Source organism: Adhaeribacter rhizoryzae (genome assembly GCF_008629685.1).
Taxonomy (GTDB): Bacteria; Bacteroidota; Bacteroidia; order Cytophagales; family Hymenobacteraceae; genus Adhaeribacter; species Adhaeribacter rhizoryzae.
On sequence record NZ_VWSF01000022.1, the window covers coordinates 22548 to 37937 of the forward strand.

Here is a 15390-nt window from a genome sequence, read left to right on the forward strand (position 1 = left end):
GGTTATTGTGCCAGGTGAGTACCTTTGTAGGTTAAGCATTTTTCCGGAAATATTTTGAGTTGTTTCTTTAACCCAATTGCTGTACAGGAAATGCTGATTTAAAAAAAATATTAAGTCGTTGCCATTTCGGAAATTTCCGAAAGCGTAAACTCGGGTAAGTACATAATTTTGCCGCCTTGCATAGCCGACTCGTGCGCCAAAATACCCACGCAGGTAATATTAGCCGATTGTACAGCGTTCGGGAACGGCTCGCGGCCTTCTACCAAAGCACTTACAAATTCGTGTACCAGGTGCGGGTGCGAACCACCGTGGCCAGAACCCTGAATAAATGATAAGTGCTGATTTCCTTCGCCGTCGTACACGCCAGCCGAAGTGAACGATTGTATTTCGGTGGGCAGTAAATGGGCGTAGTCCGGGGTTTTAACTTTACTAGGTTGTTCGCCGGTATGAATAATATTGTCTTCGTGTTCGATTAGGGTCCATTCAAAGGATTTTTTAGAACCGTACACATCAAAGCTTTCGCGGTATTGGCGGGCGGTGTTAAATAAAGAACGGGTAACTTCAGCGGCTAAATCAGAATTCCGGAATTTAATATGGCAGGTTTCAATGGCAAACGGCGAACCGTACTTGGGAATTAAATCTTCATCAATTCGGCCGGAACCTAAGCATGATACATATTCCGCTTCAGCACGAGGTAAGGCTAATACCGGACCTACGCAGTGGGTGGCGTAGTGCATGGGTGGCAAACCTTCCCAGTAGCCGGGCCAGCCGGCCATTTCCTGCTGGTGCGAAGCCCGTAAAAACTGAATTTTACCTAATTCGCCTTTTTCGTACATTTCTTTTACGAACAAGAATTCCCGGCTATAGATAACAGTTTCCATCATCATGTAAGTCAGGCCGGTTTCTTTTACGGCTTCTACAATCTGGCGGCATTCTTCTACGGTAGTGGCCATGGGAACCGTACAAGCTACGTGTTTGCCGGCCCGCAAGGCTTTTAAAGATTGTTCGGCGTGGGCCTGAATGGGTGTATTAATATGAACCGCATCAACATTTGGGTCTTTCAGCAATTCGTCGTAATCGGTGTAACGAACACTAATGTCAAAAGCATCACCAATTTCGTTCAGTTTATCTTCGTTACGCTGACAAATGGCGTACATGTTGGCATTGGGGTGTTTTTGGTAGATCGGAATAAATTCGGCTCCAAAACCCAATCCAACAATAGCAACATTAATTTTGTCTTTCTTCATAAAAATTGCAGTGTATTAGATAATTAAAAATTAGATTCTACAGTCTGATTAGCTGATATTTGAGAATGGTTGGGTGCAGGATTATTGGCCCAGCTTTTCAAAAATTGTAATCCTTCCGATGCAAATTTATCCTGGCTTTCAGCCAAAGGTTTCCAGATGCAAACGGCTCCGGCCAGTTCTTTTATAGCCGGCGTAAAGCTTTCGATAGAAACAGTACCGCTATAACCTATGGCTTCCAGGCCGCGGCGGAAAGCATCCCAGCGGGTTTGGCCGGTACCCGGTGTACCCCGGTAATTTTCAGAAACCTGCACGTGAATCAATTTATCGCCGGCCAGGTGAATAGCAGCTTCCACGTCTGGCTCTTCAATATTCATGTGGAAACCATCCAGAATAATTTTAGCAGCCGGATGGTTAATGTCGTTTACCAATCTTACCACATCTTCGGTGGTATTAATTAAATCAGATTCGAATCGATTCAGGGGTTCTAAGGCAATAAACAAGCCTTTTTCGCTGGCCATATCGCAAACTTTCCGCAGGTTGGTAACGGCGCGGTTCCACTCAATTTGTTTCTGTTCCGGCGAAACCAACCGGGCTTTGCCTACCGCTGAATACATAGGACCAGCCAGGAAGGTAGCGCCCAGGTCTACACAAATATTCAGGCAGCTTTGAATATAATTAAAACAGTTTTGGTGCAAGGCTTCATCTTCGCTGGTTAAGTCGCGGGTAGGGCCAAAGGCACCGCAAATAATAGCTTCCAGGTCATTGTCCTGGAGGACTTTTTTTACTACGGCGGTATCGATAAGAGTAGGATCTTCTACGGCAAGCTCCACTTTATCGTAGCCCATTTGTTTTATTTTCGGAAATAAAGAAACTGATTCGGTACTGAAAGGAGAAGTCCAAAGCCAGGTACTAACTCCAAATTTTACATTTAAACTCATGTAATAAGATTTGAATTATAGGAGGGGATTACCCGAAAAAAAATAGGTCCCCCGGTAATTTTTGTTATCAGGCAAATAATTAAGCAGTCGGGAAAACAAGTCCGGATTCAGATTACAACGAACTTCAAAAGGAGAACCATTGAACCACCAATTTGCGCAGGTTTCCGATTGGGCTCGGTAATCTCCTAAACAAATTGGTGGTTGGTTATGTAGCTGGCCTTCTTTATAAACTAAGACCTGAATTCAATTATTATTTGGCTACTGCCGAAGCACTGCTGGTGCCGGCGCTCACCACTTTCATTACACCATTCATGATGCGCCAGTGGCCCGGGAAGGTACAGATGTAAGGATAGTCGCCTACTTTTTCCGGCACTTTAAACCGAATTACCGAACGGCCATCAGTGTCGATTAACTCGGTAGCAGCAATTACTTCTTTCATGGCCGGTACATAGTTTTTCTCGGCGCCTTTAGGATCGCTGGCCATTTTATCAGCAGCAGCACCTACTTTTTGTACCATGCCGGTTTGTACCAGTACCAGGTTATGCTGCATAAAGTCCGGGTTATCCAACACCAATTCCACTGTTTGGCCGGCTTTAACGGTGAAGGAAGTTTTATCGAACTTCATCTCGTTTTTCACCACTTTAATATTTATGGTAACATCGGCAGCGCCAGCAGCTTTCGCCACTTGGTTATTGCTGGTAGAGCCTACTTCCAGGAAAGCTTGGGCAATATCGCTGCTGCTCAGGAAAAAGTCTTCTTTGTAATCGCCTACTTTTACCTCGTTTTTACCATCCAGACCTACCCGAACACCATTAGCTAAAGGTTTTTTAAATAAGCCGGCTGTTTTGCCCTGGGCTACTTGCTTACCGTCTACTTCTAACACCATCGCACCGTTTTGTTTTAATTGGGCTACTACACTAAACCGTTGTGACTCGGGAACTGGCGCTGAAATAGTAGTAGGTTTACCGTTCTGGGTTACCAGCATATTTATTTTCTGATCTTTAATGAAAACGGCGTAGCCATTTTGCTTGTCGCCTTGCGCCATTAAAGTGCCTTCGAACGGAGGAGGAGTGAAGTTAGGGTTATTACCACCGCCGCCGCCTGGGCGACCCCGACGGGTAACATTGGTCCGGAAAGTAATTTCTTTCCCTACTAAATCCGGGGCATTTGCCTGCGAAATACCCACGTATCTTTCTAATACCCGGATATCTTTGTCTAAGCTTTGCAGGATGCGGCCGGTTAAACCAGCAGCATTTGCGTCAGGCTGCGATTTAGCACCTTCCCGGAAACCTTCGTGATGCGTAGCAGCGGCAACAAATAAGGCTTGCGCTACTGCGGGGTCTTTTTCGTTGTCGGGGTTTAAGCTAGCGGTATACAGCGCCCGGCCAGTTTCAACTGAAGCTGGCATTTCCGATACGGCTAAGAACGTTGTCATCCGGGTATTCAGGTTCGGGTCGTTCAAAGTTGCCGACTTGATAATATTATCCAGTACCTGCTGGTTGCGGGGCAGTACCTGCGCAGCGGCTCTTCTTACACCGGCAGCCGGGTGCGACAAAGCGCTAATGGCAACTTGCATGGCTTCGTTGTTAGAACCATTTAAAGCGCCTAAACCGTGCATGGTCCATAAAGCGTGTACGGCAGGTGCATTCAGCCCTATTTCATCTACATTTTTGTTGTTTACCAGCTTATATAATTCAGGTAAAACAGTAGTGTTTTTGGTTTCTACTAACAAACGCTGAGCGGTAGTACGCCAGAACATATTATCGTTTTCCAGGGCTTTTACCAAAGTAGCCGGGTTGTTGCGTTCCAGTTTAACCGGGGTATAAGGCTTGGCACCTTTGTAAACTACCCGGTAAATACGGCCCCGCTCGTGATCCCGGAGGGGGTTTTCGTAAGCATTACCTTTACCATTTTTAGCCTGGTAACCACCGCGCTCCGGCGAAGGAGTGGGGTTATGTTGAATAATAAAGTCGTACCAGTCGGCTACCCAAACGGCACCATCCGGGCCAACTTCGGCGTGTACCGGGCCCATCCAGTCATCAGAACTAGCCACCAGGTTAAAGCCGTTTACTTCTTTGTAGCCGGCACCATCTGGTTCCTGAATAGCCTGGTGTACTACGCGGCCGGTTGGCTCACACACAAAAGCAATGCGGTTCCAATATTCTTTCGGGAAGCTACGGGCGGTGTACAAGTTATGGCCGGCAGCCGCGGTGTAACCACCATGAAAGTCTACCTGGCGAATTTTATCGGTAACAGTAGGCATGTTGGCGTGGCCATCGTTTTTGCGGATAGCTTGGGCGGTACCGCCTACTAATACTCTTTTGAGGTAACGCTCTGGCATGTAAAAATAATCGCTGTGGTTACCGTTGGCCGTAGAGTTAAATACTTCAAAATTTTCGTTGAAGCCTAAACCCCAGGTATTGTTGGTGGTGCGGCCCATGTACTGTAAATCTTTGCCATCGGGGCGGAAGTTATACAAACCGGAGCTGAACTGAATTTCACGGTCGCCGTCTTTGCCACGGTAAGCCGAGTAGCCTACGGTGCCCCAAATGCGGTTATCTAAACCGTATTTTAAGTTAGAAGGCCCCGCGTGGGTATCTGATTTGCCCCAGCCTTCCATAATTACTTCCCGTACATCGGCTTTGTCGTCGCCGTTGGTATCTTTCAGGAAAACAAATACGGGTGCCTGCGAAATAATTATACCACCGTTAGCAAATACAATACTGGTCGGAATATTCAATTTATCGGCAAAAATCGTGAATTTATCAGCTTTGCCGTCGCCGTTAGTGTCTTCGCAAATTTTAATTCGGTCATCGCCTACACCATCTTCTTCGCGTACTTCGTTCGGGTAATCAACGGTTTCTACCACCCACAAACGGCCGCGTTCGTCCCAAGCCATCGAAATAGGGTTAATTACATCTGGTTCAGCCGCAAATAATTGTAAGTCAAAGCCGGCCGGTACCTGAATCAACTTCATCGATTCGGCTGGCGATAATGGATTTTGCAGTTTTGGTGCCGGATCACGTTTTTCGTAATTCGGAACCTGGGCATCTACGTAAGATAATACCGGTAATTTAAGTTTAGCTAATTGCTTTTTCAGCGGATCGCCTACAGCCCACAAAATGCCGTTTTCTACCAGTTTATGGAAGCCGGGATTGTTCCAGGTGCGCTCGTCGTGGCCGTAAGCAGTATAAAACACGCGACCTTTGCCTTGGTTACGAACCCAAGTCCAAGGTTCTTTGCGACCATCTTCGTCGCGAACCATTAGTACCTGGTTATCGGCTTGTAGTTTATCGTGTACATAGGTTTCATCCCAGGTTTCAAATTCGGTTAAGCCTTCCATTACCGGATGTTTCGGGTCGGTAATCTGGGCCGTAAAAGTGCCGGTTTTATGCGTTTTAAACTGACCACCAATCATTTTTACCACCGGATCGGAGTTCCGGAAGCAAAAAGAAGCACTGTGAATAGGAATAAAGCCTTTGCCGCTTTCCACAAATTCCAGCAAAGCCGTTTCCTGCTCCGGCGTAATTTTATCGTGGTTGGCATATACCAGCAAGCCATCGTATTTGGCCAGGTTTTCTTTATTTAAATCGTTGGGGTTGTCGGTGTAGGAAATATTTATTCCTTTGTTAAATAATGCCGTCATCAGCATAGGGGCATACTTGGCAGAGTTATGGTGCTCGCTTTTATGACCCAGGAATAATATTTCTATCCGGCGGGGTTCTTTCCCAGACAAGTTACTGGTAGAACTGCCTTGCTTGGCACAGCTGTTCAGGAACACCAGTACCAGGAGGAGTACTATTATTCTTACGTTTTTCATTATAGGTTAATTATTGTGGTGTAGATTATACAATTATACTAATTAAATTTTTAAGAAACATTCTTTATCCTGCCATTTTCTGACTGTTTTTTGCCAACTTTGTAATTGTAGCAGCTGTTTTAAGGCAAATAAGTGTTATTATGAAACAAGCATTGCATAAATCTCAAATTCCGGAGGCTAAAACCTTTGTTATTAATTACCTGAACGATCCTTGTTTCGATACAAAATGGCACTTTCACTCGGAGTACCAGTTGTTCGTGGTTTTGGAAGGTTCGGGTACCCGCTTTATCGGCGATAATATTAGCCACTTTCAGGAAGGCGATTTGGTTTTTACCGGCCCCAACCTGCCTCACCTTTGGCGAAACGATGAAGTTTACTTTGACCGGGTTAACCAATTGCGGGTGCAGGGCATTGTTATTTATTTCCCGGAGAATTTTTTGGGAGAAGGCTCGCTGCGGAAAGAAGAAATGCTATTGATTAAGCAACTTTTTGAGAAAGCGGTTCGGGGAATACACATAACCGGGGCTACAGCAGCGCGGGCAACCCAAATGATGAAGGATTTATTGGCTCTAAAAGGCCTGGAAAGTATTATTCAACTGCTTTCCATTTTGCAGGTACTAGCCGAATCGCACGAAATATCTTATATCTCCAGCATTGGTTATTTAAATACCTCTAAAGAAACAGATAAAGATAAAATGAGCGGCGTGTACAATTATATTGTGCAAAATTTTAAAAGAGATATTATGCTGGAAGAAGTAGCGGCCATTGCCAATATGTCGCCGACAACCTTTAGCCGATATTTTAAAGCACGTACGAATAAACCTTTCTCGGCGTTTATTGCCGAATTGCGCATTGGTTTGGCCTGTAAAATGCTGATGGAAGAAGAAGATTCTATCTCGCAAATTTGTTACAAGTGCGGCTTCAATACTTTATCTAATTTTAATAAGCAGTTTAAGGATTTAATGCACAAAACACCCTTTGAGTACCGGAAAGAATACGCCAATATAGCTTTAACCTAAGTGTTAAGCCCCTAATTTAGTAAATATTAGAAAATTTACATATTATATTGGCTGAACTACAAAGTGCTTGAATAACAGGTTTTTAAGAGATTTGTTTGTAGAGGTTAATTTAATAAAAACTAGACTTCTGAAAAAAATTAAATAAATTAGTGATTAAAGGATAAAAATTTTTACAAATTTGCATCTAAACTTATTGTTGCACGTAATACTGCCCATGAATACGCTTGAGGAACTAAGGCTGGAAGCAAAAACAAGGTTTTATCACCATATTATAAGCAAACTTAACGCAACTTTACAGGAGTACAATAAGGTGGCGGTTATTGCCCAATTTCAGGGCAAGTTTGATGTGCCGGAACAGGTAACCTTTACCCTGGACGGACAAATAAATCATTTACTTTCTATCACTGTAAGTCTGGTTAACAAAGTCCCCGAATCGCCTTACCTCGAAGAATTATTCTCGAATTTCCTCAAAGATTACATGCACTTGGTTAATCCGGAACTTCCTTTTCATGCCGGTGTCTTATACCTAAACGACCATTATGGTTCAAAAGTAAGCCGCTGTGTGCCAGTTACAGAATCAGTTTCCTTAAACTACGCCGCCGTAAATTAACAAGCCTGTAGCGCCAGCTGGTTTCTTATTTATTTAAGCTACTAATAAGCTTAATCTGTAGCTATATGCGTTTAGGTATGGCTTATTGTGCTTGGTTCGTAATGAATAATTGCTCTTGCCAGATTAAACTGTTGTAATTTATTAACCCCTCAAAGCCATTCGCTTAGTTTACGAGAAAATATTAAGCCAATATTTATAAATATTCCTGCCTGAATATTTTCGTTATACCAAACAGCAAATTCAAGGTTCCATAGCAATGCAACAAAAAGCTTTCTCTGCCTGCTACTCTGTTTAGAATATTCTGTATGGGTTAGATAAACAGGTAATAAACTAAGCCTGTATTTTTCCTGTAACGCTTTCTAGGCAGAATATTCCGGTTTGAATGGGATTATTTTTAGCAACTATAAAAGGTTCTACAAACAGCTGGTATTATTCGGAATAGAGTTGGAGTAATTTGGAATTAGCTAAAAAAGAGAGCGCCTGCTACGTAACAGGCGCTCTCTTTTTATTAATAATGAATATTTTTATTGATATTGAATGTAGAGTGGTTTAGGGTTAAGTTTTAGCACATCCTCTGGGGTCATGATGCGCCAGCCTGGTTTACGCTTGTCGTTTTTATAGAATATTTTAAATCCGGTGTATTGAACCGGCTCTTTCTGAATATAAGCCCGGTAAGTATCTTTTTTTAAGACTTGGTTACCCCAGCCATCCATGTGCATTACAATTTGATAGCGCGGGTCGAGCTTAATATTTTTATAATTTGTAATCATGCGTTGGGTAAACCGGTGCACAATCAGGAGTTTGGGCGGAATCTGGTATTTATCGACTAAGCTGGCCAAAAAGGAGGTAGCATAATTAATATCAGCGGCATCATAAGACCCTACGCGGCGGCCGGGTACGCCAGTGCTATTCATGGCAAATTCGGCATCTATGCCCAAGTGCACATTAGGTAATTTTAAAAATGGCTCCAGGCGGGGTATTTCTTCTTGCAGGGTACTCCGGCCAATTTGTAAATCCAGAAAAACAATAGCGCCTTTTTGCTCGGCCCAGCCAATTACTTTTTCGGCCACGTGGTCCGACATGCGGAGCCGGTATTTGGCACCTTTGCCTGGTTCGCCCTGGGCCGTAACCACAATTACGTGAAATGCCGGTTGCACCGGGGTACTTGGGTCGGCTTTCTCCCAGGCCGCTACTTCTTTATCTAGTTGGGCAAACATTTGTTCGGGCTCTAATTCGCCCAAAATACCCATGCGCTTCGAGAGCGGATTGCCGTAGAAAGCCACAATGCGTTTTTCGGGTAAAATAGCGCCGGGTAAAGCATTCGGCATTTTTACCGGCCAGCCGGGCGGATCTTTGGCAACGGGTTTAGCGGTAGCCAAAGAGTCTGGGGCGAGCTTTTTAGCCTCAGCTTTAGCCAAAGTATCGGGTGGCGGAGTAACTTTTTTTGTAGTTGTATCGGGCACAGGTGCTTTAATTGCTTCGGAAGCTACTGCCGGAGTTAATACTGGCTTTTGCTTAGATTGGCAACCGTTGTTAAGCACCAAAGCGGGCAGTATCAGGTACCAGGCCCAGGAAGTTTTACCAGAAAAAGAGAAAATACGCGGTATACTTTTAAAAATATTAATCACGAAAACTTAAATAAAAAATGAATGTGCGTGGTCAAATTACTTAGAACAATCTGAAGCCCCAAACAATTACAAAACTTATTTGCACCGCTTTGGGCAGATTGGGCTGAAAAAAGAATATTTATATTTTAATACGTGGGAGCAGCGCTTCTAATAATTGATTGGTGCAATCATCCACGGAATGGTAGCTGGTATACAATTGCAACCACGGAAAACGGGGCGGTTCGTACGGAAAATTTACCCCCGATAAATTGGTAACGCCGCCGTGTAAGGCCCGCCCGTACATATTTTTATCGTCGCGCTGTACACAAACTTCTAACGGGCAATTAGCATATACTTCTAAAAACTGACTAGTGCCAATAATATCGCGGGCCAGCGTACGAAGGCGTTCTGAGGCGCTGATAAAGGTGCAAATGGTAATAATATTACTTTCTAAAAAGAGTTTAGCTACTTCGGCACTTCGCCTTACATTTTCTTCCTGGTCATCATCGGTAAAACTTAAATCTTTGGTAAGGCCGTTGCGCAGGTAATCACCGTCGAGCCACTGGGTAAAAAAACCGCGTTCGAGTAAGGCTTTTTCCAAATTACTGGCGAGGGTACTTTTGCCTGATGCCGGTAAACCGGTAATCCAAACGGCTACCGGTCGTTGTTTCAAAAAATCTCGCTTCAGGTCAGTTATCCGGTAATTATGCAGGGTGTGTTGTAGCTGGTCCAAATTAATGTTGGATTTTGTTTCGGATTTCCTGTACGTAGTTTTCCCGGAAACGTAACAGAATAAAATAATTAATGCGTTTAAATAATTAGCACTACGTTGGCTTAAACGTTTTGAAAACCACCTGAATACCAGTAACTCGCTAAAATATTTTAATCAGGTTTAATATTTAAACTCCTATAATATTTATATACCAATCTTTTACCGAATGCTGCTGATTATTATTCCGAATTTAATTAATTTGATAAACCAAATTTATGAAAATGCCTCTATTTGTATCTTTATTTAGCTTGTTTATGGCAATAGCCAGTTGCGATTTAACCGATGACCAGCAAGACAACAACAACAACAGTAATACACCGCCAGAAAAGTACGAATTAGCCCAAGCTTTTCCGAGCCTTACTTTTGAGCAGCCCGTGGAGCTTACCAGCCCCAACGATGGCACTAACCGCATTTTTGTGGTAGCACAGAAAGGTAAAATTCACGTGTTCCCCAATAAATCTGATGCTGCCAGCGCAACGGTATTTCTGGATATAAGCAGCCGCGTGGTAAGTGGCGGCGAACGCGGCTTATTGGGGCTTACATTTCATCCGGATTATAAAACCAATGGCTATTTTTACGTAAATTATACCGGTGGCAATCCCTTGCAAACTTTTATATCCCGGTTTAAAGTAAGTGCCGCTAACCCCAATCAGGCCGATCCGGGAAGTGAAGAAATATTACTCAAATATAATCAGCCCTATTCTAACCACAACGGCGGCAAGGTAACTTTTGGCAACGATGGATTCCTGTATATTGCGGTGGGTGATGGCGGTAACGGCGGCGATCCGCAAAACTATGCCCAAAACCGGAAAGAGTTGTTAGGAAAAGTATTGCGGCTGGATGTAAATAAAACCGAAGGCAACCTGAAATACGGCATACCCAACGATAATCCTTATAAAAACAATGCTGAAGGCTATCGCCCCGAAATATTTGCTTACGGGCTGCGCAATCCGTGGCGGATGAATTTCGACCGGACAACCGGGGCATTGTGGGCCGGCGATGTGGGCCAGAATAAAATTGAAGAAATAAGCATTATAGAAAAAGGCGGTAATTACGGCTGGCGCATCATGGAAGCCGACGAATGTTACGGTGGCAGAAACTGCGATAAAACCGATCTGAAATTGCCTATTTACAGTTATCAGCAAGGCAGCGAAACCGGCCGCTCGGTTACCGGCGGTTACGTGGTACGCGATAAAAACCTGCCTGGTTTAAATGGCAAATACGTTTACGGCGATTTTGTTACGGGCAATATTTGGGCTTTAACTTTTGAAAACAACAAAGCTGTTAAAAACGAATTAGTTACCAAATTAGACAATGGTTTATCGTCTTTTGGTGAGGATACCCAAAACAATATTTATGTTTTGGCTTACAGTTCGGGCAAAGTGTATAAGTTTAGCCCCGTAAAACAATAATTATTTCTAATGCGTGAAAGCTCCTGCTCTTGAAAAAAAGAACAGGAGCTTTTTTTATGGCTAATATTTAACAGCGCCCGACCAGATTATTTTTTTATATATTTTAATTTCTATCTTTAGCCGCAGCTTTTTGGGTAATAATTTTAATGGTAAAGGAAGCGTACTACTTGGTTATTAGAACAAGAAAATATTAAAAAACATAATTAATTCTGTATGCAATTATTGTGGGGTATTGATTTAGGCGGCACTAAAATAGAAGGCGTAGTGCTGGAACCCGGACCATCGTATAAAGTGCTGAGCCGGCTTCGGGTACCAACCGAAGCCGATAAAGGATACAGCCACATCCTGAACCAGATTGCTGCGTTACTAAATATGCTGGCCACCGAAACCGGAGAACAGCCCGCCCAAATAGGTATTGGTACCCCCGGTTCCCTGGACCCGGCCACACAATTGCTCAAAAACAGCAATACCACCTGCCTGAACAAGCAGCCCCTAAAAAAAGATTTAGAAGCCAAATTGGGTTTGCCGGTTATTATTAGCAACGATGCCAATTGTTTTGCCTTAGCCGAAACCTTGTTGGGCGTGGTACCCGAAGTTGCGCCGGCTGCCGAAGTAGTAGTAGGTTTAATTTTAGGTACTGGGGTAGGCAGCGGCATTGTGGTAAATAATAGGGTATTGCAAGGCCGCCAGGGAATAGCCGGCGAATGGGGCCATAACTTTTTAGACGAATCGGGTGGGCCTTGTTATTGCGGCCGGGTAGGCTGCGTAGAAACCGTATTGTCCGGACCAGCCCTACAGCGTTATTACGCCAGTTTAAGCGGCGAGAAACTAACCTTAAAGGAAATTGTAGCCCGCTCGGAGGCCGGAACAGATGTTTATGCCCAACAAACAGTAGCGCGCTTAATCGAGTTTTTTGGCCGGGGATTAGCCGTGCTGGTGAATATTCTGGACCCCGATGCTATTGTAATTGGCGGCGGCGTGGGTAATATTCCGTTGCTTTATACCGAGGGGGTTGCTTCGGTAAAAAAATATGTCTTTAACTTAAAACCGGATATTTTGCTCTTAAAACCAAAATTGGGCGATAGCGCCGGAGTTTTTGGTGCTGCCATGCTAACCGCTTAATATTTTACCGCTACTAATTCTTCCACCTCAAATAATATTAAACAATGCTACAGGACACTAACCCCAAGGTAGCCCTGACAACCGAAACCGGCTTGCCCCAGCCTTCCAAGCTTCGGCAGTTGCTTAAAGTACCCGTAATTGTAGCCGCCCTGGGTTACTTCGTAGATATTTACGATTTATTGCTGTTTAGTATTGTGCGGGTGCCCAGCCTTAAATATTTGGGTGTACCGGAATCGGCGTTGTTGGAGCAAGGCATTTACCTGATAAATATGCAAATGGCCGGTATGCTGGTAGGAGGGGTGCTGTGGGGAGTTTTGGGCGATAAAAGAGGCCGGTTGTCGGTGCTGTTTGGTTCTATTTTGCTGTATTCCCTGGCCAATATTGTGAATGGCTTTGTTACTACCGTTGATCAGTACGCCATTCTGCGATTTATTGCGGGTATTGGTTTGGCCGGTGAATTAGGCGCCGGCATTACGCTGGTTGCCGAAATATTGCCCAAAGAAATCCGGGGTTATGGTACTTCGCTGGTGGCTTCGGTGGGCGTGCTGGGGGCGGTGCTGGCGTACTTTGTCGCCGATTTATTTGACTGGCAAATTGCCTACTTTATTGGTGGTGGTTTGGGCTTGTTGCTGCTGTTAATGCGGGTAAGTGTTTTCGAATCTGGAATATTTAAAAGCGTTAAAGAAAAGCCGGTAAGCCGGGGTAATTTTTTTAGACTGTTTTCTTCTGGTAAACAATTTGTGAAGTACCTGAGCTGCATTTTAATTGGGTTGCCCATCTGGTACGTTATAGGTATTTTAATAACTTTTTCGCCGGAATTTGGGGTAGCGCTGGGTGTGCAAGAACCTATTGTGGCCGGCCGGGCTATTATGTTTGCTTATATTGGATTATCGCTGGGCGATTTTTCGAGCGGTTTTTTTAGCCAATATGTGGGTAGTCGCAAGAAAATTGTACTGGTATTTATTTTGTTAACCTGTTTGTTTATCCTGGTTTATTTATTTGTACCCATTCAGTCGACGGCATTATTTTATACCATATGTTTGTGCCTGGGTTTTGCTATTGGTTACTGGGCTTTGTTTGTTACCATTGCCGCCGAACAATTTGGTACTAATTTAAGGGCTACGGTGGCTACTACGGTGCCCAACTTTGTGCGAGGCAGCGTGAATATTATTACCCCGCTTTTTCTAACCCTCAGAAGCGAATATGGTATTGTACAAGGAGCCGGTTTAGTAGGGTTACTTACGGTTACCATTGCCTTGCTGGCGCTTTGGAAACTATCCGAAACTTTTGGCAAAGACCTGGATTTTCTGGAAGAATAATTAAGCGCCAATATTATAAGTATATAAACAAGCAGGCTGATTATTTAAATAACCAGCCTGCTTGTTTATATACTTGTAGCTAAAATTATTATCTGTAAAAAGGGTTAAATATTGTGAAAACAATTTTCGAGGTAAGCCGGAACCTCTGCCTCCGCAATAATTTTATAAGTAGTTTCTAAGGTATCGTTTTGCTCGTTAAAAGAGGTAATCTGTAATAAATACAAACCCGACGCGGTTTTGTAAACCGAGAAAGTAGAGGGTATAAATGAAGGATCTTTTAAAAAATTATCGCATTCTATCACCCCAACCGCCAGTTGATCAAATAAATCAATCTTCAACTTCCGGCCACACTCGGTTACTACAAGTCCAGTATAATTTATATCCATGAGCAATATTAAAATGGTAATTCTATAAAAAAGTATTTTTCTAATATGATTACTTGGAAAATTAATTCTTGTATTTACAATTATATTATAAATCCATGCGAAATTTAATTGCTATCAGATAAAAATACAGAACTTAACGAAGAAACAAATATTTTTTTAAAATTTAATTTTTTAGATTTTATAAAGTTAAGGCTTGTTTTAGGCAGTAAGTTATAAATCAGGAGTTTAAGATTGCTATTTTTAGCGGCCAGAACAATAAATTGGTTATACTTGATGTTATATTAAAAGCCATAATGGCTTTTAAAGCGGTTATGGTTATGTTTGTATAGCCTTTAGGTGTATTTAAACTGCAATTAAACCAGTCTGCCGGGCAAAGTATGTGGTTGGCCGAAATTTACTTTTTTTAAGAATATAAGTTTGCAATATTTATAGCAGAAAGCCGGAGCTAAAAGCTGCATACGTAACCATAGCAACCATTAATCCTGCCATATCTTGTTTGTATAAGTATTATTTTTAATACCAATGTTGTATAAAGATAACCAGAACAACCCGCAGCAAATTACCATAAATTACAAGCTGATTTTAGATCGCTTGCGGAAAACCATAATGGTGTACGAGGCAGAATGCCCGGAAGTGGCGGCTTTAAAACAAGAAATTAATTTAATTTATTTTAATATTTTTCTGTCGGATGCGCATTTATGCCACTTGCAAAAAATTTGCAAGCTGCTGGATAAAAAGAAGCAGGAATCGCCGGTTATAAAAATGTTGCACGAAGCTTATTGTTCCGATTTGGAATCATTTAAAAGAGGCGTTATTGTTAGCCAGAATGCCGAAATCTATTTTTAATATTTCTCTTTTTTAATAATTTTCCTCTTCTGTTGCCTGGGTTATATTTAACCTTTACTTCTCCTTCTCTTTTTCAATTGTTTTTTATAGGAATATCCGCGTTTGGGTCGGGTGTTTTATTTGCCGGTTATAAGCACTTGCTACTATAACCATTAAACCAGTAAAGTAACAAAGCAAGCCACAGAACAATCAAATTGCTTCTTTATTAAAAAATTTACACAAAACGAAGCTTTGTTTATATAAAATTCCTAACTTAATGAGCGTAACTTAAAGTAAGTTTGGGTGTTAACTA

12 protein-coding genes are annotated in these 15390 nt (G+C 42.8%); 6 read left to right on the plus strand and 6 right to left on the minus strand.

Features of this window, described 5'->3' with window-relative positions:
* Positions 1-110: 110 nt before the first annotated feature.
* The 3 genes from F0145_RS20855 to F0145_RS20865 all read right to left on the minus strand — a co-directional run bounded on the left by F0145_RS20855 (position 111) and on the right by F0145_RS20865 (position 6005).
* Positions 111-1247, minus strand: coding sequence for a Gfo/Idh/MocA family protein (locus F0145_RS20855; protein ID WP_150091603.1), 1137 nt, complete (start codon positions 1245-1247; stop codon positions 111-113).
* A gap of 23 nt (positions 1248-1270) precedes the next feature.
* Positions 1271-2185 carry a sugar phosphate isomerase/epimerase family protein gene (locus F0145_RS20860; RefSeq protein ID WP_150091605.1) on the minus strand — a complete coding sequence of 305 codons (915 nt, stop codon included), beginning with the start codon at positions 2183-2185 and terminating at the stop codon, positions 1271-1273.
* A gap of 250 nt (positions 2186-2435) precedes the next feature.
* Positions 2436-6005, minus strand: a complete 3570-nt coding sequence (locus F0145_RS20865) for a PVC-type heme-binding CxxCH protein (protein ID WP_150091607.1) — start codon at positions 6003-6005, stop codon at positions 2436-2438.
* A gap of 140 nt (positions 6006-6145) precedes the next feature.
* Here F0145_RS20865 and F0145_RS20870 point away from each other — a divergent pair, with 140 nt between their 5' ends.
* Positions 6146-7024 (plus strand): AraC family transcriptional regulator, encoded by an 879-nt coding sequence (locus tag F0145_RS20870; RefSeq protein ID WP_150091609.1) that lies wholly within the window; start codon positions 6146-6148, stop codon positions 7022-7024.
* A gap of 214 nt (positions 7025-7238) precedes the next feature.
* A complete protein-coding gene (locus tag F0145_RS20875; protein WP_150091611.1) occupies positions 7239-7634 on the plus strand; it encodes a hypothetical protein in 396 nt (131 codons plus the stop codon).
* A gap of 524 nt (positions 7635-8158) precedes the next feature.
* Here the strand turns inward: F0145_RS20875 and F0145_RS20880 are convergent.
* Positions 8159-9262 carry a hypothetical protein gene (locus tag F0145_RS20880; protein ID WP_223816184.1) on the minus strand — a complete coding sequence of 368 codons (1104 nt, stop codon included), beginning with the start codon at positions 9260-9262 and terminating at the stop codon, positions 8159-8161.
* Positions 9263-9380: 118 nt separating this feature from the next.
* Entirely contained in the window at positions 9381-9974 is a 594-nt protein-coding gene (gene cysC / locus F0145_RS20885; protein WP_190277611.1) for an adenylyl-sulfate kinase, read from the minus strand.
* A gap of 254 nt (positions 9975-10228) precedes the next feature.
* Here cysC and F0145_RS20890 point away from each other — a divergent pair, with 254 nt between their 5' ends.
* From F0145_RS20890 to F0145_RS20900, 3 genes are all read left to right on the plus strand, one after another.
* On the plus strand, positions 10229-11425 hold the full coding sequence (locus tag F0145_RS20890; RefSeq protein ID WP_150091615.1) for a PQQ-dependent sugar dehydrogenase: 1197 nt from the start codon (positions 10229-10231) through the stop codon (positions 11423-11425).
* A gap of 213 nt (positions 11426-11638) precedes the next feature.
* Entirely contained in the window at positions 11639-12547 is a 909-nt protein-coding gene (locus F0145_RS20895) for an ROK family protein (protein WP_150091617.1), read from the plus strand.
* A 44-nt stretch (positions 12548-12591) separates the two neighbouring features.
* Entirely contained in the window at positions 12592-13866 is a 1275-nt protein-coding gene (locus F0145_RS20900; protein ID WP_150091619.1) for an MFS transporter, read from the plus strand.
* Between the two features lie 104 nt (positions 13867-13970).
* Here F0145_RS20900 and F0145_RS20905 read toward each other — a convergent pair whose 3' ends face one another.
* Complete coding sequence (locus tag F0145_RS20905; protein ID WP_150091621.1) at positions 13971-14252, minus strand: hypothetical protein; 282 nt, start codon at positions 14250-14252, stop codon at positions 13971-13973.
* 522 nt (positions 14253-14774) lie between these two features.
* Here F0145_RS20905 and F0145_RS20910 point away from each other — a divergent pair.
* The gene (locus F0145_RS20910) at positions 14775-15098 is read left to right on the plus strand and encodes a hypothetical protein (protein ID WP_150091623.1); all 324 of its coding nucleotides are present in this window, start codon (positions 14775-14777) and stop codon (positions 15096-15098) included.
* Positions 15099-15390: the final 292 nt, after the last annotated feature.

Coding starts and splice junctions, on each gene's coding strand:
- F0145_RS20905 (WP_150091621.1), bottom strand. CDS start 14,252: ATGGATATAAATTATACTGGACTTGTAGTAACCGAGTGTGGCCGGAAG.
- F0145_RS20900 (WP_150091619.1), top strand. CDS start 12,592: ATGCTACAGGACACTAACCCCAAGGTAGCCCTGACAACCGAAACCGGC.
- F0145_RS20875 (WP_150091611.1), top strand. CDS start 7,239: ATGAATACGCTTGAGGAACTAAGGCTGGAAGCAAAAACAAGGTTTTAT.
- F0145_RS20855 (WP_150091603.1), bottom strand. CDS start 1,247: ATGAAGAAAGACAAAATTAATGTTGCTATTGTTGGATTGGGTTTTGGA.
- F0145_RS20910 (WP_150091623.1), top strand. CDS start 14,775: ATGTTGTATAAAGATAACCAGAACAACCCGCAGCAAATTACCATAAAT.
- F0145_RS20890 (WP_150091615.1), top strand. CDS start 10,229: ATGAAAATGCCTCTATTTGTATCTTTATTTAGCTTGTTTATGGCAATA.
- F0145_RS20870 (WP_150091609.1), top strand. CDS start 6,146: ATGAAACAAGCATTGCATAAATCTCAAATTCCGGAGGCTAAAACCTTT.
- F0145_RS20865 (WP_150091607.1), bottom strand. CDS start 6,005: ATGAAAAACGTAAGAATAATAGTACTCCTCCTGGTACTGGTGTTCCTG.
- F0145_RS20895 (WP_150091617.1), top strand. CDS start 11,639: ATGCAATTATTGTGGGGTATTGATTTAGGCGGCACTAAAATAGAAGGC.
- F0145_RS20860 (WP_150091605.1), bottom strand. CDS start 2,185: ATGAGTTTAAATGTAAAATTTGGAGTTAGTACCTGGCTTTGGACTTCT.